Source organism: Flavisolibacter tropicus, from assembly GCF_001644645.1.
Taxonomy (GTDB): domain Bacteria; phylum Bacteroidota; class Bacteroidia; order Chitinophagales; family Chitinophagaceae; genus Flavisolibacter; species Flavisolibacter tropicus.
In genome coordinates, this window is sequence record NZ_CP011390.1 from 5,055,943 (window position 1) to 5,075,895 (window position 19,953).

The 19,953-nt window shown below is 41.6% G+C and carries 17 protein-coding genes; 12 read left to right on the forward strand and 5 right to left on the reverse strand.

Annotation, left to right across the window (positions count from 1 at the left end; genetic code table 11):
- Positions 1 to 80: 80 nt before the first annotated feature.
- Positions 81 to 1,031 carry a hypothetical protein gene (locus SY85_RS21615; protein ID WP_066407606.1) on the forward strand — a complete coding sequence of 317 codons (951 nt, stop codon included), beginning with the start codon at positions 81 to 83 and terminating at the stop codon, positions 1,029 to 1,031.
- Between the two features lie 106 nt (positions 1,032 to 1,137).
- Here SY85_RS21615 and SY85_RS21620 read toward each other — a convergent pair whose 3' ends face one another.
- The gene (locus SY85_RS21620) at positions 1,138 to 1,341 is read right to left on the reverse strand and encodes a CsbD family protein (RefSeq protein ID WP_066407608.1); all 204 of its coding nucleotides are present in this window, start codon (positions 1,339 to 1,341) and stop codon (positions 1,138 to 1,140) included.
- Positions 1,342 to 1,378: 37 nt separating this feature from the next.
- Positions 1,379 to 2,269, reverse strand: a complete 891-nt coding sequence (locus SY85_RS21625) for a diacylglycerol/lipid kinase family protein (protein ID WP_066407612.1) — start codon at positions 2,267 to 2,269, stop codon at positions 1,379 to 1,381.
- Between the two features lie 62 nt (positions 2,270 to 2,331).
- On the opposite strand from SY85_RS21625, the gene SY85_RS21630 reads away from it, so the two are divergent.
- From SY85_RS21630 to SY85_RS21640, 3 genes are all read left to right on the forward strand, one after another.
- Positions 2,332 to 3,420: an App1 family protein gene (locus SY85_RS21630; RefSeq protein ID WP_082886748.1), complete on the forward strand. Its 1,089-nt coding sequence runs from the start codon at positions 2,332 to 2,334 to the stop codon at positions 3,418 to 3,420.
- A 75-nt stretch (positions 3,421 to 3,495) separates the two neighbouring features.
- On the forward strand, positions 3,496 to 3,999 hold the full coding sequence (locus tag SY85_RS21635) for a pyridoxamine 5'-phosphate oxidase family protein (protein WP_066407615.1): 504 nt from the start codon (positions 3,496 to 3,498) through the stop codon (positions 3,997 to 3,999).
- A 65-nt stretch (positions 4,000 to 4,064) separates the two neighbouring features.
- Entirely contained in the window at positions 4,065 to 4,682 is a 618-nt protein-coding gene (locus SY85_RS21640; protein ID WP_066410062.1) for a hypothetical protein, read from the forward strand.
- Between the two features lie 17 nt (positions 4,683 to 4,699).
- Here the strand turns inward: SY85_RS21640 and SY85_RS21645 are convergent, their stop codons facing one another.
- Together SY85_RS21645 and SY85_RS21650 are read right to left on the reverse strand one after the other, a co-directional pair.
- Positions 4,700 to 5,209 carry a DinB family protein gene (locus SY85_RS21645; RefSeq protein ID WP_066407617.1) on the reverse strand — a complete coding sequence of 170 codons (510 nt, stop codon included), beginning with the start codon at positions 5,207 to 5,209 and terminating at the stop codon, positions 4,700 to 4,702.
- Between the two features lie 11 nt (positions 5,210 to 5,220).
- Positions 5,221 to 6,240 (reverse strand): hypothetical protein, encoded by a 1,020-nt coding sequence (locus SY85_RS21650; protein WP_066407618.1) that lies wholly within the window; start codon positions 6,238 to 6,240, stop codon positions 5,221 to 5,223.
- Positions 6,241 to 6,377: 137 nt separating this feature from the next.
- Here SY85_RS21650 and SY85_RS21655 point away from each other — a divergent pair, with 137 nt between their 5' ends.
- The 7 genes from SY85_RS21655 to SY85_RS21685 all read left to right on the forward strand — a co-directional run bounded on the left by SY85_RS21655 (position 6,378) and on the right by SY85_RS21685 (position 15,567).
- A complete protein-coding gene (locus SY85_RS21655; protein ID WP_082886646.1) occupies positions 6,378 to 7,055 on the forward strand; it encodes a TetR/AcrR family transcriptional regulator in 678 nt (225 codons plus the stop codon).
- Positions 7,056 to 7,169: 114 nt separating this feature from the next.
- Positions 7,170 to 7,775, forward strand: coding sequence for a TetR/AcrR family transcriptional regulator (locus SY85_RS21660; RefSeq protein ID WP_066407622.1), 606 nt, complete (start codon positions 7,170 to 7,172; stop codon positions 7,773 to 7,775).
- A gap of 3 nt (positions 7,776 to 7,778) precedes the next feature.
- Positions 7,779 to 8,402 (forward strand): TetR/AcrR family transcriptional regulator, encoded by a 624-nt coding sequence (locus SY85_RS21665; RefSeq protein WP_066407624.1) that lies wholly within the window; start codon positions 7,779 to 7,781, stop codon positions 8,400 to 8,402.
- A complete protein-coding gene (locus SY85_RS21670) occupies positions 8,377 to 9,771 on the forward strand; it encodes a TolC family protein (protein WP_066407632.1) in 1,395 nt (464 codons plus the stop codon). The genes SY85_RS21665 and SY85_RS21670 overlap by 26 nt, the downstream gene beginning before the upstream one ends.
- 16 nt (positions 9,772 to 9,787) lie before the next feature.
- Complete coding sequence (locus tag SY85_RS21675) at positions 9,788 to 10,867, forward strand: efflux RND transporter periplasmic adaptor subunit (RefSeq protein ID WP_099459404.1); 1,080 nt, start codon at positions 9,788 to 9,790, stop codon at positions 10,865 to 10,867.
- A gap of 39 nt (positions 10,868 to 10,906) precedes the next feature.
- Positions 10,907 to 14,080 (forward strand): efflux RND transporter permease subunit, encoded by a 3,174-nt coding sequence (locus SY85_RS21680; RefSeq protein ID WP_066407634.1) that lies wholly within the window; start codon positions 10,907 to 10,909, stop codon positions 14,078 to 14,080.
- Positions 14,081 to 14,235: 155 nt separating this feature from the next.
- Complete coding sequence (locus SY85_RS21685) at positions 14,236 to 15,567, forward strand: NAD(P)/FAD-dependent oxidoreductase (RefSeq protein WP_082886647.1); 1,332 nt, start codon at positions 14,236 to 14,238, stop codon at positions 15,565 to 15,567.
- A 379-nt stretch (positions 15,568 to 15,946) separates the two neighbouring features.
- Here the strand turns inward: SY85_RS21685 and SY85_RS21690 are convergent, their stop codons facing one another.
- Positions 15,947 to 16,402 (reverse strand): hypothetical protein, encoded by a 456-nt coding sequence (locus tag SY85_RS21690; protein ID WP_066407636.1) that lies wholly within the window; start codon positions 16,400 to 16,402, stop codon positions 15,947 to 15,949.
- A gap of 335 nt (positions 16,403 to 16,737) precedes the next feature.
- Here SY85_RS21690 and SY85_RS21695 point away from each other — a divergent pair, with 335 nt between their 5' ends.
- Positions 16,738 to 19,950 carry a SusC/RagA family TonB-linked outer membrane protein gene (locus tag SY85_RS21695; RefSeq protein WP_066407638.1) on the forward strand — a complete coding sequence of 1,071 codons (3,213 nt, stop codon included), beginning with the start codon at positions 16,738 to 16,740 and terminating at the stop codon, positions 19,948 to 19,950.
- Positions 19,951 to 19,953: the final 3 nt, after the last annotated feature.

Here is a 19,953-nt window from a genome sequence, read left to right on the forward strand (position 1 = left end):
AATGTGGAATTAGGATTTTCGTATTTCCTTTTTCGACTTTCTCTTATAATCAGCTCACTTAACCGCTTACCTTAGCGCATATGCTTAAAGTTTGCTTGTCTTTTTTATTTTGGATCGTTGCTATGGCTGCCTGTGCACAACAGGCAGGAGCGGTAAAGGAAACTATATTGACCTTTTATAATGATGTGACGGTTACAATAGATCAACCCGCCCAATTCAGTAAGCACAAGGCAACAATGATCATCCTGTATGCGCTTCCTAATGGTAATACCACAGCGCAAACAAAAGGTAAGTTGCTAAAGGAGGGCGATGACTGGCACTATAATATTCAGCATATAAGCGCACAAACCACTTTCTTACGGCAAGTGTTGAGCGATAAAAATGTAGTAGTCTGTTACCTCGAAAACAGCTATAAAAGCTGGCCGCTGTGGAAACAAAAACATCCACAATTTCAACAGGAGATCACACATATAGTAGATACCCTGTACCAGTATTTTCCTTTTAAAAAGAAACAAATCTTATTGAATGGACATAGTGGCGGCGGCAGTTTTATTTTCGGTTACCTGGCCGGTGTAAAGCAGATTCCATCCTTTATACAGCGCATCAGCTTTCTGGATAGTAATTATGGATATGATAGTACGTATACGGATAAGCTAAGCGATTGGTTAAAGCAGAACAAGAAAGCCCATCTTTCCGTGTTTGCCTACAATGATTCTGTGGCACTGTATAATGGAAAACCCATTGTTTCAGCAAAGGGGGGCACGTGGTATAAATCACACCAGATGTTAAATGACCTGAGTCGTTCTTTTACATTTAATGAAGCGAAGGCAGATAGCTTTACGATATATAAATCGGTAGATGATAAGATAGCTTTCTTCTTAAAACCCAACTATAACCAAGGAATTTATCATACGCAACAAGTAGAGCTGAATGGATTTATTCACTCTATACTAACAGGAACAAAACAGGAGAATGAAGGGTATTCTTATTACGGAAAGCGTTGCTATGAAGCGTTTATTCCTAAAGAATAACAAGTTGCTTTGTTTCTTTCTAATTCTTGCAATAAAAAAGCGCCCTTTAAGGGGCGCTTACTTTTAGATGATTTTCATACTAAAGACTCTGGCAATAAAGTGAGTCTTAGGGTCGTCTGTCTCTGTCTAGGCCTCTGAGCCAATCGATTACATCTTCCCGGGTTTTTCCCAACTTGGTTTGCAAACGGCCATACAGTTCATCTTCTTTTCCTTCTTCATAACGAAGGTCATCATCGGTCAGATCGCCGTGGGCTTGCTTCACTTTGCCCTTCAGCTCATTCCAGCGGCCTTTTAATTCTAATCTGTCCATATTAACTGTTTTGGAAAGAATAGAAAAATCCGTACCACTATTTGTGAACGGGGAGTTCAGCTGTTATAGGAAGCATCACTGTCAGCTGAGCAGGAAGAATTTCGGCGTTAAGCTGGGTAATTTTTCCCCGATATTCACCATCTACCTGGAAATACGTTCTTCTTACTGTAGACAAAGACGCTCTTTTCGTTTTAAACACTTCTATGCGGTTGGGATGAAAAGGTTTGTTTGTTAGAAATGATTTGAAAACTTCAATAAGGTTGAGCTTGCGTACTACCACTATTTCAAAATAGCCGTCGCTTACCTTCCCATCAGGATTAATATTAGCCCCGGTGCCATACTTACGGGCATTGGCTATTACTACCATGTAAGCCTGGCGTCGATAGGTGTCTTCATCGGTATGTATCGTTACCCGCATTTTTTGCTTTGTCCAAAGCATACGGAAAACGGCTTGTCCATAACCCCACATACCGCGTTTCTTTGATTTTTCAAAGTACTTGACCAACATGGCGTTTAATCCGATATCGCTGAGGTGTATACAAATCTCCCTATCGTTGATACGGATGAGGTCAATGGGTTGTTCTCTTCCATCCAGAGCTACATCCAGGGCCTCATTAACGTCTAAAGGAATTTCCAGTTCGCGTGCCATACCGTTAGCCGATCCAGCCGGTATAATACCCAATGGAGTTGAGGTACCCTGAACCAGCTCTGCTACCAGCTTTACGGTGCCATCGCCACCAACGGCTACTACACGATCTGGTTTTACGCGCTCCAGGTGTGTGCGTACCGATGCGGAATCATCAACACCCGACATTAAGAAAAACTCCATATTGTGTGGGGAAGTTTTGAAATAATTCCTGATTTGTTCTTCCCAATCTCTTTTTTCTTTTCCTCCCGAAACAGGATTTATAACAAATAATACTTTCATTACCGTTTGTATTTAACCTCAATCATTTCATCATTGTGCACATTTCTTGCGTACTTGTTTTTATGGCTAATCAAGTGCAAAAGACGAAGAGCTGGAAGACCCGCTTGTTGAACGCAGTGGGTCTAACCGATGAAGTAACAATAAAAGTATACCACGGCTACGGACATGAAGAAAGTATAAGCCTGTACGGGCATGTGCTACGCGTGGGGCCTAAGCCCCGCAAGCGCTATAACCAAACATTTTTAGGCAATACGGCCTCGCTACTAAGGTTATTTATTGTAAAGCCTTTGGGAAATGTGAAAGTGCAGACCGAATGGGAGGGAAAAGTGATTACCACTAAAACGGATACGGATGGCTTCTTTCACCTTGAGTGGAAAGATGAGCCGCCTCTTGAGGCAGGATGGCATGAGATGACTGTGCGCTTAGTTGATCACCCTGAAAAAGCAGAGGGTAGAGGTGCTCTTTATATTCCACACGATACGCAATATGGATTTATCTCTGATATTGATGATACGTTTTTGATCTCGCATTCATCCAACCTGCGAAAGCGGTTGTATGTACTCTTTACTCAAAATGCCTGGACGCGTCAGCCGTTTGAAGGTGTAGTAAAACATTATGAGTTGTTGGCAAAAGGGAATACAACGCCAGATACGCCAAATCCTTTTTTCTTTGTCAGTAGTAGCGAATGGAACCTGTACGATTTTCTATTAGAGTTTACTACGCGCAATGGTGTGCCGCGTGGTATTTTCTTACTCAATGTGATGAAACGTTTTTCCCAACTATTAAAAACCGGGCAAAACAATCATCAAACAAAGTTTACCCGTATAGTCCGAATACTTAAGACATATCCACACCAGCGGTTTGTACTCCTTGGCGATAGCTCGCAGCATGATCCCTACATCTATCAGGATATTGTAAAACACTTTGGTCAACAAATAAAAGCAGTGTATATACGCGATGTGTATAGGAAAAATCAAGCTAAGGCCCGGGATGTATTATATAAAATAGAGAGTGCTGGTGTGCCATGTTGCTTTTTCAGTCATAGCCATGAAGCTATTGAGCACTCGAAAAAGATTGGTCTGATACAAGAAACAGAGCTCATAGAAGCTCATGAAGAACCTGGAACGGATAATTCTAAATCTCAAATCTGAAATCTTAAATCCGAAATTATTTGTGGCACAACATTTTCGCAGATTTAGATATTCCTCATTATTCAATTAACGGTTATGGAAAAAAGTTTGCAGAATGAAGAAGCGTTGAAGAAGTTTAAGAAACTGGTGCAGGAAGTGAATGTTTGCATGTTTATTACCAACAATCAAACGGAACATGAACATACCCGGCCCATGGCAACTATCGATGTAGAGGATAACGGTACGCTTTGGTTTTTTACTGATATACGATCTATAAAAGTAGAAGAGGTAACATCCGATCATCAGGTTCATTTGACATATGCTCATCCGGGAAAAGTCAGTTACCTGGATGTGAAGGGGACTGGTTCCAGTGTTACCGACCGCGATCTCATGCGGGCAAAATGGTCGCCAGTGGTAAGAGCTTATTTCCCCAATGGTGTAGATGATCCCAACCTGGCGTTGCTCAAAGTGAAACCGCAATCTGTTTATTACTGGGAAAGTGAAACCGGTAAGATGGTACAGTTTTTTAAAATGGCTGTAGCAGCCGTAACCGGCAAGCCTAATATTGCAGAAGGTGCGGAAGGTAAATTAGCATTGTAGAACAATTAGCGTACAATAAGAAAGTGGTGTTTCACATAGTGGCACCACTTTTTCTTTTTAGGGGTATGAAAAAGCGGAAAGCAGATGATCTGATACCGGAGCAGCATACCGGAAGTGAGAGTAATACAGAGGCTGAAGTGCTGTTCTCTACTGAACAGGACGCTCAACAGTTTTTTGAAGTGGCTTGCCAGCGGCTGGTCAATGTTAACGAATGGCATCAACTGGCTGGCACAGGCTCTACAGAATTTATTCTTTGTGATTCACAAGGCCATGAATTGGCACGTACCGCCCAACAAGGCGATTATTTAAAAATTGATATTCCAGGGCCGGGTACAGCAACCGGTGATGGGTATGATTGGGTACAGATAGAAGCAATCGAGAGAATTGAAAGCCCGGAAGAAGAAGCGTTAGTGATACGTGTACGACCAGCCTCCAACCCGCATAATAGCAAGGAAGACACTGCTCATTTTTTTACAGAAGAAGCGACCTCCAGCTTTATGGTAAGAAGACAAGGCTTAAAAGTAAAGGCCGAGGTGCATGGGCGAAATGAAAAGCCAAATACAAAAGCAGAAGCCATAGTAGACAAAGCACGAAATGCAGCAGTGGCTACCGGAGCTATTACTGCCTTTTCTAAACTGCAATGGACAAAATTGGTCAATGGGCTGGTAAAGTTGGATCCGTAAAAGGGCAGCGTAGCTTCTTAGTGTTGCAGGAGCCATGTGATTTGGGCCAAATGGTGATCATCGTGTTCGGCTATAAAGTAAGCTAGGTCAACGGCCTTCATGGGTCGTTTTAAGCGAGGGTGAAAAGGCGCCATTTCCAGATCGGCATCAGATAAAGACCGGAAGCTGGCGACTAGCTTTGAACGTTCTTGTCGAAATGCTTCCAATAGCTCGTCAAAAGACTTGTCATCATGATGGGCTTCCTGGGTTTTCCGGTTTCCCATGTCGGCGGCTACCAGTTCTGGCAGTCCTGCCTTTAGTTGTTCAATACGCGTTTGGCCTAGCCACTCCAAGTCAATCAGGTGGCCAATTTCTTGCTTAACCGACCATTTATCTGGTAAGGGCTTGTTATTGATGGGGCCTTTATGCGAACGGATCTTTTCCTCCAGTCTTGCAGGTGTACCTTCTAGTCGTTCTATAATATCTGGTAGCAATCCGCTGTCTTCTATTGTATGGAAGGTTCTATTTAGCCAAAGTGTTCTTTTCATGAATACTGCTTTTATACGTTTTGTTTGGTAGCGTAAGTATCAATAGCATTCAAAAACGCATCATGCTGGTCAATGTTTACTAAAACAACTTTAGCAGGTTTCTCTATGCCAAAGGCTTTTGTAATTGTAATGGGAGTTTTCAGGTAAATGGCAATATTGTGATTTTCCAATCCTTTTATAAGAGCTAGTTTATGTGCGCCATTATCGTTTACCGATTTCTTCGTGGATGTTACTTTTTCAATTTGGGTAAGCGGAATATATGCTTCGCCTCCCATAAGGCCATTGCGTATGGTCAAACTGGTAGAACTTAATACGACAGGTCTTGCTTTAACGGCGCAAATATGTCCATACAACTGGATACAGGAATAGGCGCTAAGGCCAGTTATTATCCAGGCAGCAGTTGGATTCCAAAGAGTAAACAAAAAGCGCATGCCCACAGTTTCAATAACAAACAAGCTTAAAAAGGTGCCTAGGATGAGCAGTATGCCGTTTGTTTTGTAAATACTAAATGTATGGTAGCCATCTGGCTTTGATCGTTTACTGAAAAAGGCATAATAGAATACAGCCAATTCTCCCGCCAGTATATGAGCCGCTTTTTTATGTCGGGTAACGGTGAATAAAGCATCTTTTGCCTGCGTAAACCAATCAGAAGCAAGCGGTTGTTCCTTTTTTTGCCTGGCTCGCCAAAGTTTATACAAAACAAAACCAATGAGACTTGTTTCAATAACGGGTGATACCCACGTTTTTAGAAAGTTAAAGAGGTTGCTTTGTTCCTTAGATATCAGAAGACCTGTTGTGAATATGCCAATCAGGAATACACGGAAAGTAGAAGCTTTTGCTGCGGTGGTCCTTCGAATAGTAAGAAAATAGAGTAGAGGCGCTATCAAACAAAGGTCTATTGTAATGGCTGGGCTTATCAAATCATGCCTTTCTTTAAATGCTGAACTCAATGTAATACATACACAGCAAGTAAGAATAATTGCTGGAAGCCCCAGTGCTATAGTCCATTTCGGTTGCGAGAGTGTCTTCATATACTTGAGTTAAGCAATTATAAAAAGAACAGTTATTTCCCGGTTAGGTCAATATTAAGGTACTATCTATTTTAGGACTGACGCCACAGATCTTGTTTCATGTGTAGCTATTGGAAGGTCAATTGAGGAAAAGGCGGATGAATCTGAATTTTGGGGTAATAGTTCTATCGCTGATTCATATTCGAAAATATCTTTTCTTTGAAGCGTTAATTAATATGAGTCAGGATAAGAAACGAGATGCAATTATAGAAGCAGCCTTAAAACGCTTCGCCCATTTTGGTGTGGCTAAGACCACTATGACCGAGATCGGTAATGATCTCTCGCTTTCCAAAGCCTCGCTGTATTACTACTTCCCAGATAAATTAAGCCTGTATGCTGCTGTATTAAAGCATATTTCAGAAGCTACTGAAAAGAAAGACGAGGCGATTATTACAAGCAAAGAAATTCCACTGGAAGCCATTCATACCTACCTGGATATCCGAACCGACTTTATTATTAAGTATCACAACATACTGGAGTATTTAAAGACGTATACCCCGTTGACCATGCCTCCTGAGCTACAAGAGTTGTTTTCTTATTTTTATAGCCGTGAGTTGAGTCGTATTACGGCTATTATAGAAAAAGGCAAACAGCAAAGCGTTTTTCATATTTCAGATTCCCGAAAAACGGCCGAGCTATTCTTTGACTTCTTGGAAGGCTTCCGGTATTCCTTTATAACACGCAGTGGCAATTTCTTCCCCGACAAAAAGCAATTCCTGACCATCTTAAAAAAGGAAAAGGAGTTTGCTAGTATCTTTTTTAAAGGCCTTTCTTAACAGCCATCAACTTTTAACATTTTAAAATCCCTTAAAAATTAGGGATAATTCTTTTTGTTATACTTTTGACTTTTAAAGCAAAAAAGTCAAATAGTCAAAAAGTCAAAAGTATAAATGAAGGCAGAAGGAATAGAGAGACAGGAGCACATACTGGAAGCCGCAATCCGGCGCTTCTCTCACTTTGGAATTCATAAAACAACGCTAACCGAGGTAGCAGACGACCTGTCTATAAGTAAGCAGGCGCTGCATTATTATTTCGCGGATAAGCAAAGTTTAATTGCGGCTGTTCAGGACAAAATCACAACCGATTATCTCAATGGCATTGCTAAAACACTTGAAGCGGCAGGTTCAACGGAAAATGCATTGGTAAAGTTGATCGATGTTAAAAAAGACTTCTTTGAAAAATACTTTATGCTGGCTTCTCAGTTTAGAGGTACAGATAGTAATTGTATAAATGCAGATAAAAAGATCGAAGAGGTTAAACAGAAATTAATAGAGGAGGAGAAAAGTTTATTGGCAGCGTTGTTTCAAAAAGGAATTGCATCAGGCGAATTGAAAATAGTAGACTCCGTCAAAACAGCCGGTTTGTTACTAGACACACTTACCGCATTTACCTACTGTATCAGTGCTAAAAGCCTGCCGGAACCAAAAGATTTCAAGGATCTCTACCGAAAACAAAAGGAAGTAATGCAACTTTTTTACAACGGTTTAAAAAGCTAGGCAATGGGAGAAGTGGTGTTACAAAAAGCAAAAGAGTTGTTTTTCACCTACGGGTTGAAAAGCATTTCCATGGACGACCTGGCCAAACAAGCCGGTGTTTCCAAGAAAACCATTTACCAAGCCGTAGCCGACAAACAAGAGTTAGTCGGGAAAGTAGTGGATGATTTAATCCAATGTCATCAGGCTACATTGACTACCAGTTGCACATCATCTGCCAATGCCATTGAAGAAGTGATCAATCTCTCTTGTGTGCCTTTTGACACATTAGCCGCCATCAATATCAACTTCTTCTACGAGTTGGAAAAGTTCTTTCCTGTAGAATGGAAAAAGCTGATAGCGCACAAGCAGAAAACCATGCAGCCTACCATTATTAAAAACCTGGAAAGAGGAATGGCTGAAGGTCTTTATCGTGAAGATTTAAATAGTGCTTTTACAGCTGCTATTCGATTACAGCAAATTTCAACCGCTTTGAATCCTTCTGATTTTAATGAAAAGAAAATGGATACAAGGCAACTGATGAACGACCTGACTCTCTTCTATCTACATAGCATTACAACAACAAAAGGAAAACGAATTTTTACTAAATACCTAAATCTCAATAATGAAAACAAATCCATTCAAGCATAAATCCCAACTGTTTTTACAGCGAGGGGTGTTGCTGATCGCTGTCTTATTCAGCTTTGTAGGGATGCAGGCGCAAGAGCCGGTGCAGTTGAATCTGAAGGATGCAGTGAATTATGCTGTTAAAGCAAACCAAAATGCCAAAAAAGCCCGTTTGGATGAAGAGAACAGTCAGTACAAAATAGATGAAGTACGTGCGCGGGCACTGCCTCAGATCAATGGTTCTGCTGCTATAGTGCATAATCCGTTATTACAAATGAGTGCACTACCCAACATCTTTGGACCGAATCCAAACCCGAATGAAACCATATTGGTGGCCTTTGGTCAAAAATGGAATGCGAATGCAGGTGTTTCTTTAAACCAGGCATTGTTTGATAAATCGGTATTAACTGGTTTGAGTGCAGCAAAGGCTACACAGGAGTTTTACAAGTTAAGTGCTCAATTGACAGAAGATCAGGTGATTGAACAAGTGGCTACCAACTACTACCAGGTATTGGTACAACGCCAACAGGTAGGTGTGTTGGATTCTACCATCAGGAACACCAGGCGCGTGCAAAGCATCTTGGAAAGTCAATATAAAAATGGGTTGGCTAAGAAAATAGATATAGACCGTATTACGGTAAATATCTCCAACTTGAATAGCCAACGCCAACAATTGTTGAATACATTGGCTTTGTTGGAAAACCAATTGAAGTTCTACATGGGAATGCCAATACAAACACCCATTAGTATTCCAAATGCTGATATAGAAGCAATTCAACCAAAGGCTGTAGCAAAAAACGATTCGGTAAATGTGGAAAGCCGACTGGAGTACCAGTTGTTGAAGCAACAAGAAGAGTTATTGACGCTGCAGAAAGAAGCGTACAAGTCGGAATATTATCCAAGTCTTTCTCTGTCCAGCAACTACTCCTATCAAGGTACAGGCAATAAGCTACCTGTATTAAAAGGAGAAAAGCAAGGCGTGAATTGGTTTGATGCCGCATCTGTAAGTCTGAACCTGCGTGTGCCCATCTTTAATGGTGGTGCTACAAAGGCACGCATTAAGCAGGCCGATGTAAGTATCAAGAAGTTGAATGAAGATATCAATAACACCACGTTGGCATTGAACCTGGCATTTGAAAATGCCAAGACACAGATCAACAATAGTATTATCACACTGAATAGTCAGCAGGAAAACGCACGCCTGGCCCAGGAGGTTTACTTCAATACACAGAACAACTACAACAATGGTTTGGCTACATTAACCGACCTGTTGAACGCAGAAACTTCATTAACGCAAGCTCAGAACAGTTATTCTTCTGCCTTGTTGAATTACAAGGTGGCAGAGATTCAATTAATAAAAAGTCAAGGACAATTAAAATCGCTATTAAACTAAATCAAGAAGCATAACAATGAGAAAGAAATCAATAATAAGAGCACTGTTAACAATTGTTATACTGGTAGGTGTTGTCGGATTGATCGGATGGGTGTTGACCAATAACAAAAAGAAGAATGAAGCAAAGACGGCATTAGTAGCGCAAGCAGCTTCCGGTGAAGTAGCCGTACGGGTTACTCCTGTTAAAAAAGAAGCGTTAGCTGCCAACTTTGGTGCTAACGGAAACTTTGTCCCTGCTCAGCAAATGAATTTTGCTTCTGAAAACTCCGGTCGCGTTACCCGCGTATTGGTAGATGAGGGCAGCTATGTACACAAAGGACAAACCCTGGCTATCATTAAAACCGATGCGTTGAATATTGACCTGGAAAGTGCACAGGCCTCTTACCAAAATGCCGCACGTGACAAGCAACGTTTTGAAAATGCTTTTCAAACAGGTGGCGTTACCCAACAACAATTGGATCAGGCCAAACTGGCATTGGAGCAGGCAGAAGCAAGAGTGTCACAGGCGCGTATTCGTGTAAGTGATGCCAATATCAAATCGTCTATCAATGGTATTGTTAATAAGCGTTATATCGAGCCAGGTGCTGTGGTAAACCCAGGAACTCAATTGTTTGAGTTGGTTGATGTGTCTCGCTTAAAGTTAAACATCACGGTAAATGAATCACAGGTAGCCAACCTGAAGCTGGGAGATAAGGTAGATGTGAAAGCAAGCGTGTATCCCGACTTGAACTTTGGTGGCACTATTACATTTATTGCGCCTAAATCTGATGCTTCTTTGAACTTCCCTGTTGAAATAGAGATTGCCAGCAATCCGGGAAATAAATTGAAAGCGGGTATGTATGGAACGGCCTTATTCAATTTTGAAAATGCAGCTCCTATTACTGTGGTACCTCGTGCAGCCTTTGTAGGTAGTGTAAGCTCAAACCAGGTGTTTGTATTGGATAATGGAAATGTAGCCAAGCTGCGCAATGTAGTAGCAGGTCGTGTGTTAGGCGATAAGGTAGAAATATTACAAGGCCTGAATGAAGGTGAGACTGTAATAATCAGTGGTCAGATCAACCTGACTGATGGTAGCAAGGTTGCTCCATTAAAATAAGAGATTGAGGCTGTAGGAATTCAAAATCAAAATGTAAAGATGAAACTAGCAGAAGTATCGATAAAACGTCCCACCCTCATAATCGTATTGTTTACGATACTGATATTGGGTGGACTCTTAAGTTATTCGTCACTTAACTACGAGTTACTGCCAAAGTTCAGTCCCTCCGTAGTTTCTGTGACTACCATTTATCCGGGTGCATCACCCAGTGAAGTGGAGAATACGGTATCAAAAAAGATTGAAGACGCGGTGTCTTCCATGGAGAACATCAAGAAGCTTGATACCAAGTCGTTTGAAAGTGTATCGTCTGTGGTAATCACAATGAAAAGCGGGGCAGATGTGGACTACGCCCTGAACGATGCACAACGTCGTATCAATGCGATCTTAAAAGACTTGCCAGAAGATGTTGATCCACCATCATTGAACAAGTTCTCGCTGGATGATCTTCCTGTGATGACCTTGTCGGCTTCTGCCAATATGGATGAAGCGGCTTTCTATGATTTGATGGACAACCGTATTGCGCCTGTATTATCAAGAGTAGACGGTGTGGCCAAGGTAAACCTGATTGGTGGCCAGGAGCGCGAGATCCAGGTGAGTATTGATGCCAACCGTTTGCAGGGTTATGGTCTTTCTTTATTGCAGGTACAAAATGCCATTCTTTCTTCTAATCTCGACTTCCCTACCGGTAGTGTACAAACGAGAGAGCAGGATGTATTGATCCGCTTATCGGGCAAATACAAATCGGTAGATGAGTTGCGCAATTTGGTCGTTGCTAACCGTAATGGCGTGCAGGTACGTTTAATAGATGTAGCTGATATACAGGATGCACAGAAGGACGTAGATAAAATAGCCCGTGTAAACCAGCAAAGTGCCATTGCCGTTCAGATCATGAAGCAGTCTGATGCAAACGCTGTTGGCGTAAGTGAACAGATCCACGCAACTATAGATAAACTGCAAAAAGATTATGGTAAGACAGGTTTGAAGATTAGTGTTGCTAACGATAGCTCTATTTATACCTTACAGTCTGCAGATGCCGTAATTCACGATCTGATGCTGGCGGTTGTGCTAGTAGCCTTTGTAATGCTGTTCTTCCTGCATAGCATCCGTAACGCAGTGATTGTAATGGTGGCTATCCCGGCATCATTGATCGCTACGTTTATTGGTATGGCCCTGTTAGGTTATACATTGAACCTGATGTCTTTGTTAGGCTTATCACTGGTGGTAGGTATCCTGGTGGATGATGCCATTGTGGTACTAGAGAATATTTACCGGCATATGGAGATGGGTAAGAACCGCGTGCGGGCAGCTTATGAAGCTACTAAAGAAATCGGGTTTACGGTAACCTCCATTACATTGGTAATCGTGGTCGTGTTTGTACCCATTGCCTTAAGTACCGGTTTGGCTGCGGATATTATTAAGCAGTTCTGTGTAACCGTATCTATTGCCACATTGATGTCTTTGTTATCATCATTTACAATCGTGCCTTGGTTATCCTCTCGCTTTGGTAAGCTAGAGCGCATTTCTAATAAAACCTTCTTCGGCCGCATTATCATTGGCTTTGAAAAAGGCTTGCATTCGTTTACTGAATGGGTGGGCAATATCCTGAAATGGTCACTGGCGCATAAGAAAACCACTTTAGCGTTAGTGTTCGGTTTATTGTTTTCTTCTTTCTTCTTGCTGGGCGCCGGCTTTATTGGGGCAGAGTTCTTTGCCAAGAGTGATAGAGGCGAATTCTTAGTACAAATAGAATTGCCTAAAGATGCTTCTATTGAACGAACCAATGCCGTTGCTCAAACCGCTGAAAACTACCTGAAGAATAAAAAAGAAGTGACCAAGCTGATTACTACAGTCGGTCAGTCTAGTGAAGGCATGGGGGCTTCTCAATCTACACCATACAAAGCTGAAATTGATGTGCAGTTGGTGGCTAAAAAAGACCGTGAAGATGATGCGAATATCTATGCGGCTAAAATAAAGAAGGAGTTAGAACCTTTGCTGGTGGGTGCTAAAGTAAAAACAGTACCCGTAAGTATCCTGGGTACGGCAGAACAAGCTCCGTTAGCCTTGATTGTTACTGGTCCTGAATTGGATAGTGTAATGGTGTTTGCCAAAGCGGCCATGAATGAATTAGGAAAGGTAAAAGGTGCTACAGAAATGAAGCTGTCTGTAGAAGCGGGTAACCCGGAGATCAATGTACAGGTAGACCGTGATAAGATGGCGGCACTGGGGTTGAATCTTTCAACTGTAGGTGCTACTATGCAAACAGCCTTTAGTGGTAATACCAATGGTAAGTTCCGCCAGGGAGAATATGAATACGATATCAATATCCGCTATGGTAGTTTCAACCGCCAAAGCATTCAGGATGTGAGCAACTTATTGTTCACCAATGATAAGGGGGAGCAGATTCGTTTATCTCAGTTTGCAGCTATTAAAGAGGGTTCAGGCCCTAGCATGTTGGAGCGTCGTGATAAGAGCACTTCAGTAACGGTGCAGGCGCAAGCGGTTGGTCGCCCTACCGGTACAATTGCTGCCGAGTGGCAGGTAGCTTTTGATAAACTGCGTCGTCCTGCTGGCGTTAGCTATGTATGGAGTGGTGATATGGAAAACCAAAGTGAAGGTTTTGGTTCATTGGGTATTGCCTTGTTAGCAGCCATTGTATTGGTGTACCTGATCATGGTGGCCTTGTATGACAGCTTTGTATATCCGTTTGTGGTATTGTTCTCTATTCCTTTGTCAATCATCGGAGCCTTATTAGCACTGGCGTTAACGAATAATACATTAAACCTGTTTACGATCCTTGGTTTGATCATGTTGATAGGTCTGGTAGCCAAGAACGCCATCATGCTGGTAGACTTTACCAACCAACGTAAAGCTGAAGGTGCGTCTACGTACCAGGCGTTGCTGGATGCCAACCACGCCCGTTTACGCCCCATCCTGATGACAACGATAGCGATGGTAATAGGTATGCTGCCAATTGCGATTGCCTCAGGTGCAGGTGCAGAATGGAAGAATGGCCTAGCTTGGGTTATCATTGGTGGTTTGATCAGTTCGCTGTTCTTAACATTGGTAGTGGTGCCCGTAATGTATGCTATCTTTGATAAGCTCATCAACAAGGCAAAGCGTGGTAAAAAAGATCAGCCGATCCATGAGTTAATGGAAGAGCCTTACGAGTTAAAGCCACATCACGAACACAGCTTTGATCCATCACATATTTAATTAGAAAATAAGGGCTTTAACAAAGTTTGGCATTGATTATTAGATAGGTAATATAGTAGGAGGGCTTATGCCCTCCTGCTTAATGATTTTAGGTACACTGCTTGTGAGTTCAGATAGCGGATTGATTTTGATTAGCGTTGTTCAAAAGATTAATTATGAAAAAGGTAGTAATAGTTGGTGGAGGATTTGCTGGGGTTCGTTTGATTAAGAAGCTCTCAAAAGACAAGCGATTTCACATAACTCTGGTGGATAAAAATAATTATCATTTTTTCCCACCCTTACTTTATCAGGTTTCTACTGCATTTATTGAACCTTCTAGTATTAGTTATCCTTTCCGCCGTTTATTTCAGGAAAAGGATAACCTGCGTTTTCATATGGGCTCGCTGGTAAAAGTAAATCCACAGTCGAATACCATAGAAACTGATACCGGCACAGTACCATATGATTATCTGGTGTTGGCATTAGGTACAGAAACCAACTACTTTGGTATGCAAAATGTAAAGCAATCGGCCTTGCCTATGAAAACGATAGATGAGGCTTTGAACTTGCGCAATCATTTGCTGCTGAATATGGAAAAGGCTGTACGCGCTACTAATAAAGCCGATAGAGACCGTTTGCTTAATATCGTCATTGCAGGCGGTGGCCCTACTGGTGTAGAGCTGGCAGGTATGTTGGCTGAGTTAGGGCACAACACCGCCAGAAAAGAATACCCGGAAATCAAGGACTTTGGTAGCCACATTTATGTTGTTGATGCCGGTCCGGTTTTACTGGCACCCATGAGCAAAAAATCACAAGGAGAGGCATTGCATGTATTACAACATCTGGGCGTTAACGTGATACAGAACACAGCTGTAAAAGACTATGTAAATGGAAAAGTAGTTTTGGCCAATGGTAATATCCTAGAAACGGAATCTCTCATTTGGGCATCAGGTGTTGTGGCAAGAGAAGTGCCTGGCTTGCCAGCAGAAGTGTTAGGAAGAGGAAGGAGAGTATTGGTAGATGAATTTAATTGTGTGCAGGGTACCAATAATATTTTTGCTTTAGGCGACCTGTGTTTGCAAACAACAGATAGTAAGTTTCCTAACGGCCATCCGCAAGTGGCACAAGTAGCAATTCAGCAGGGACAATTACTTGCAAAGAACCTGCAACGTAAAGAAGATAATCAATCCATGCAGCCATTTGCTTACAAGGATAAAGGTAGCATGGCCATCATTTCAAAATACAAGGCAGTAGCTGACTTACCGAAGATTTCATTTAAAGGATTCTTTGCCTGGCTGGTGTGGTTGTTCATACATATTATTCCGCTCATTGGTTTTCGCAATAAGGCGAAGCTGGCGTTTAGCTGGTTCTGGTCGTTTATTACTAACGATCCAACATTACGATTGATTATACGCCCTGATGACAAAGCCGTACAAAAATTGAAAGCAATGAAGGGGCACTGTGATGACGAGCCTGTTTCTTTGAGTAGCAAAAGACAGGCAATCTAAATAAGGCAATAGTTTGAGTTTGGTTATACTGCGGGGGAGCTTAGGCTTCCCCGTATTTTTTTGAACTAGGATTATTAAGATATAGATGGATTAAGAAGAAATAATTACATACCTATTATTGCAAGAGTTGACTTTTATAGGTCAACTTTTTTGTTCAATCTGAAACAGGGAGGCATACGATTTTGTCTGATTAACTTATCAAATGCAGGCCCGTTCCTTTAGAAGTAATTTTCCTTAATAATAACACAACAGCTTGTTTACAAATAGGTAACATACCTCTACTTACTTTGCCTTTACATTCATATAGCAAGCAATTTTTCTCCGCCTTTTGTATCTACAAGAGGCTTTTTTATGTTGGCACAGGAATGATCGTACTTCGTTATGCGGATAAGCCGTTGATCATCTGATAGGTGCTTTCTGATCCTATAGCCGGAAAGATCCAGGCCAGGGAAAATAATAGCGAGGCCACTTCAAATATACCCAGCTCGGAAATAAAGTCTACGCCTATGCTCACAACCCGCTGTTTCTGTTTGTCAAAAAGCTGAATGTTGGCGTGGTCTTCTTTATAATGGTATTTTAAATCGTTTACAGTAACAGCCCCGCTTTGACCATGTCGTTGCGGCTGAAACTCACCAAGTGTGATTCCATACTCCGATTTTAAGGCAATCTTCTGTTGCAATACGCCTACATCTTCTAAAAAGAATAAACGATGGTGCGTGTAATGTAAGCGGAATGCTTTTGACTCAGGACTGAAGGTTAACTCAGCTATTTGTTCAGGTCCTTCCAATGTCCAAAGGTGTAAACCATTGGCTTGTACATGTTCAATCCACTGCATAAACTTATGTATTAAATAAAGAAACTGTACGGCAAAATTTACTTCTTTTAAATTAGAATAACACCTCTGCAATTAAACTTCATAATTATTTAATACAGATATAGACCTATGGATGAGGTATAGGAGGGCGGTTGAAGAATTATGATTGTAAGATTATCGGTTATTCATTTATGTTAATGCTTCGTTCATAATAAGGTTACATTTTGTTTAGTTTCCCTTAACAATTTAGAAATATTACAACGCCATCTTGCACACGAAAAGCACAACATCATAAAGTGCAAATGATAAGTGCTAACTGCTTTTTGCTTTTTTCAATCTAAAAATATTTGCTTCACATGAAACTATTGACTGCAGCATCGTTGATGCTAAGCAGTGTGCTGCTGCCGTATGCAATGCAGGCACAGACTGCGACCAACAACCAAACCGACAAAGTCACTGCCTTATTAAGAGTGTCGGGTATTGTAAGGGATGCTGAAAGCAAGCAGCCTCTAACAGGTGTTACAGTAATGAACAATGGAAAAAAAGTATTGGGTACAACTGATGCTGATGGAAACTTTTCTGTTTCAGTAGCACAAGGTAGTACAATGATCTTTTTATCTGTATCTTTTTCACCACGATATTATTCTGTTACAGCTGAAGAAAAGGGAATCAATATTTTCTTAGAGCGTGATGCTAAACAGTTGGATAATGTGGTAGTTACTGCCTTGGGTATTAATCGTAAAGAAAAGGCGCTGGGTTACGCTGCTCAAAGCTTAGGTGCTAAAGATGTAAGTGATGCACGTACGAACAACTGGTCTAGTGCACTTTCCGGAAAAGTAGCGGGTTTAAATTTAATTGCTCCCGGTTCAGGCCCTGTAAACTCTACCCGTATTACATTAAGAGGTGATGGATCTATGGATCCTACGCTTAACCAGGCGCTGGTTATTGTTGATGGTGTGCCTATTCAAACAGGTATTCAATCTTCTGGTGTGGGTAACGCTTACCAGGCAGGTAGTGGTAACGACGTCCCTGTAGACTTTGGTAACGGTATTCAAGATATCAATCCTGATGATATTGAAAGTATTTCTGTATTGAAGGGACCCGGCGCAACAGCCTTGTATGGTAGCCGTGCAGCTGGTGGTGCTATCCTGATCACTACGAAGTCGGGTAAAAGTAACAACAAGGGTATAGGTATTACTGTTAACTCAAACTATAGTATCAATACGGTATTGAAGTGGCCCGACTACCAGTATGAGTATGGCCAAGGCACTGGTACCGCTCGTAACGCAGCTGGTCAAAACTATTACTCGTATGGCGCTTCTGCCGATGGCGCTAACACCGGTAGTACCAGTAGTGCCTTTGGACCAAAGTTCGACGGCCAAATGTATTATCAATACGATCCTTCATTAGAAGGACAAGGAAAGGAGCGTACTTTATGGCGTCCCTATAAAGACAATATCAAAGGCTTTGGGAGAACAGGCTTTACCCTTACCAATAATATTGCTTTAGAAGGCGGAAATGACAATGGTGGCATGCGTGCTTCTATCACCCATACCAAGAATGAATGGATCATGCCGAATACTGGCTTTGAACGTTTAACAGTACAGGGAACCGCTAATTATAAGATCTCTGATAAGCTGAAGGTTAATACCAAACTATCTTTTACCAATAAGAAAAGCGATAACCTGCCAGCAACAGGCTATAACAATCAGTCCATTGCTTACTTTATGATCTTCCAAAATCCAAGCATTCCACTGGAATGGTACCGCCCTGTCTGGAAGAAAGGTTATGAAAACCGCCAGCAAATTCACCCTTTTAGCTCTTTCATCGACAATCCTTACCTGATTGCATACGAAATGACCAACGCTATGAACAGTAATGCGTTTGTAGGAACTATGTCATTTGCTTATGAAATCAATAAGAAGTTTGACCTGATGGTAAGGGGCGGTGTAAACTCAAACAGTGAAGATCGTGAAATGCGTCGCCCATTTAATACGGCCAACTTCCTGAATGGTTATTACAAGCAGCAGAATATCGCTTTCCTGGAATCAAACATCGACTTCTTGGCTTCTTATCATGACAAGTTCTTCTCAGATTTAGATCTAAAGGTTTCTGCAGGTGGTAATGCTATGTCACAAACTAACCGCACTTTGAATGCTTATGTTGATGGTCTGGTAGTTCCAGATGTATATAAGCTTACGAACGGTTTAGCTGCACCAACTATTATGGTGAATGATGGCAACCGTAAGGTGAACAGCTTGTATGGTTTATCGGCTCTTTCTTATAAAGACAAATATTTCTTAGACTTTACAGGACGTATGGACTGGTGGAGTACGCTTCCGATAAACAGCAACTCTATGTTCTATCCTTCTGTAAATGGTAGTGCTATCCTAAGTGACATCTTCGCATTATCTAGAACTATATCATTTGCCAAGCTGCGTGCGTCATGGGCACAGGCGGGCTTTGACGCTACTTCTCCTTACATGACACAGAAGTACTATGAGCAAAGTGAGTTTCCTGGTTCTGCTACAGCGCCAATTACCTTGTTTGCTGCTAAGTTGAAGCCACAAGTACAAACCAGTTATGAAACAGGTCTGGATCTACGTTTCCTGAAAAACCGCTTCCGTGTTGATGCTACTGTGTATCGCAACTTTACAGCAAACCAGATCCTTTCTATTCCTATTGATCCTACAACTGGTTATACAAGAAAAGTGATCAACGCAGGTAAGGTGCGTAACCAAGGAGTAGAATTATTGGCAAGCTCAAAGAATATCTCCAATAAGAACTTTACGTGGAGTACTACAGTTACCTGGTCAAAGAATGCAAACCGTGTGATGTCTTTACCTGACGAAATTGAAAGCGATTTCTTAGTCATCAACATAGGAGGTAATGCTACACAACAAACAAGAGTAGGCGGTACTACAGGCGATATCTACGGCTTTGGTTTCTTACGTGCACCTGATGGCCAGATCATTTATACTAAAGACGGTTTGCCTGCTCGTCCTGCAGATGTACAATACATTGGTAATGCCTATCCTTCTTGGAAGGGTGGTATTCAAAATGAGTTTTCTTACAAAGACTTCCGCTTTAGCTTCCTGGTAGATGGTCAATATGGTGGTATTATCTATTCACAAACACACCACAAAATGACAGAGCAAGGTAAGTTAGAACATACGCTGCGTGGCCGTGAAGAGAACTATATAATTGGTGATGGTGTGGTAGATGATGGTACTGGCAAGTTTGTTCCCAACACTACTAAAGTACTGCCTTCACAATACTATGCTGATTACTATCGTCGTGCCAACGTAGAAGCCAACTCTTTTGATGCTTCTTTCCTGAAATTGCGTGAAGCGCGTATCGAGTACAATCTGCCTAAGAAGTCTTTAGGAAACTTCTTTAAGCAAGCCAGCATTGCTCTGTACGGAAGAGACCTGTTACTGATCACAGACTTCCCAATGTTTGATCCTGAAACAGCAGCACTTAATGGCTCATCTATCATGCCCGGTGTAGAAATGGGACAACTACCTTCTTCCCGCACTATGGGCGCTAACCTGACACTTAAATTCTAATGC

Bases quoted from the DNA above. Each gene is read 5' to 3' on its own strand.
- SY85_RS21615 (WP_066407606.1), top strand. From the start codon at position 81: ATGCTTAAAGTTTGCTTGTCTTTTTTATTTTGGATCGTTGCTATGGCT.
- SY85_RS21620 (WP_066407608.1), bottom strand. From the start codon at position 1,341: ATGGACAGATTAGAATTAAAAGGCCGCTGGAATGAGCTGAAGGGCAAA.
- SY85_RS21625 (WP_066407612.1), bottom strand. From the start codon at position 2,269: ATGAAAGTATTATTTGTTATAAATCCTGTTTCGGGAGGAAAAGAAAAA.
- SY85_RS21630 (WP_082886748.1), top strand. From the start codon at position 2,332: ATGGCTAATCAAGTGCAAAAGACGAAGAGCTGGAAGACCCGCTTGTTG.
- SY85_RS21635 (WP_066407615.1), top strand. From the start codon at position 3,496: ATGGAAAAAAGTTTGCAGAATGAAGAAGCGTTGAAGAAGTTTAAGAAA.
- SY85_RS21640 (WP_066410062.1), top strand. From the start codon at position 4,065: ATGAAAAAGCGGAAAGCAGATGATCTGATACCGGAGCAGCATACCGGA.
- SY85_RS21645 (WP_066407617.1), bottom strand. From the start codon at position 5,209: ATGAAAAGAACACTTTGGCTAAATAGAACCTTCCATACAATAGAAGAC.
- SY85_RS21650 (WP_066407618.1), bottom strand. From the start codon at position 6,240: ATGAAGACACTCTCGCAACCGAAATGGACTATAGCACTGGGGCTTCCA.
- SY85_RS21655 (WP_082886646.1), top strand. From the start codon at position 6,378: ATGAATCTGAATTTTGGGGTAATAGTTCTATCGCTGATTCATATTCGA.
- SY85_RS21660 (WP_066407622.1), top strand. From the start codon at position 7,170: ATGAAGGCAGAAGGAATAGAGAGACAGGAGCACATACTGGAAGCCGCA.
- SY85_RS21665 (WP_066407624.1), top strand. From the start codon at position 7,779: ATGGGAGAAGTGGTGTTACAAAAAGCAAAAGAGTTGTTTTTCACCTAC.
- SY85_RS21670 (WP_066407632.1), top strand. From the start codon at position 8,377: ATGAAAACAAATCCATTCAAGCATAAATCCCAACTGTTTTTACAGCGA.
- SY85_RS21675 (WP_099459404.1), top strand. From the start codon at position 9,788: ATGAGAAAGAAATCAATAATAAGAGCACTGTTAACAATTGTTATACTG.
- SY85_RS21680 (WP_066407634.1), top strand. From the start codon at position 10,907: ATGAAACTAGCAGAAGTATCGATAAAACGTCCCACCCTCATAATCGTA.
- SY85_RS21685 (WP_082886647.1), top strand. From the start codon at position 14,236: ATGAAAAAGGTAGTAATAGTTGGTGGAGGATTTGCTGGGGTTCGTTTG.
- SY85_RS21690 (WP_066407636.1), bottom strand. From the start codon at position 16,402: ATGCAGTGGATTGAACATGTACAAGCCAATGGTTTACACCTTTGGACA.
- SY85_RS21695 (WP_066407638.1), top strand. From the start codon at position 16,738: ATGAAACTATTGACTGCAGCATCGTTGATGCTAAGCAGTGTGCTGCTG.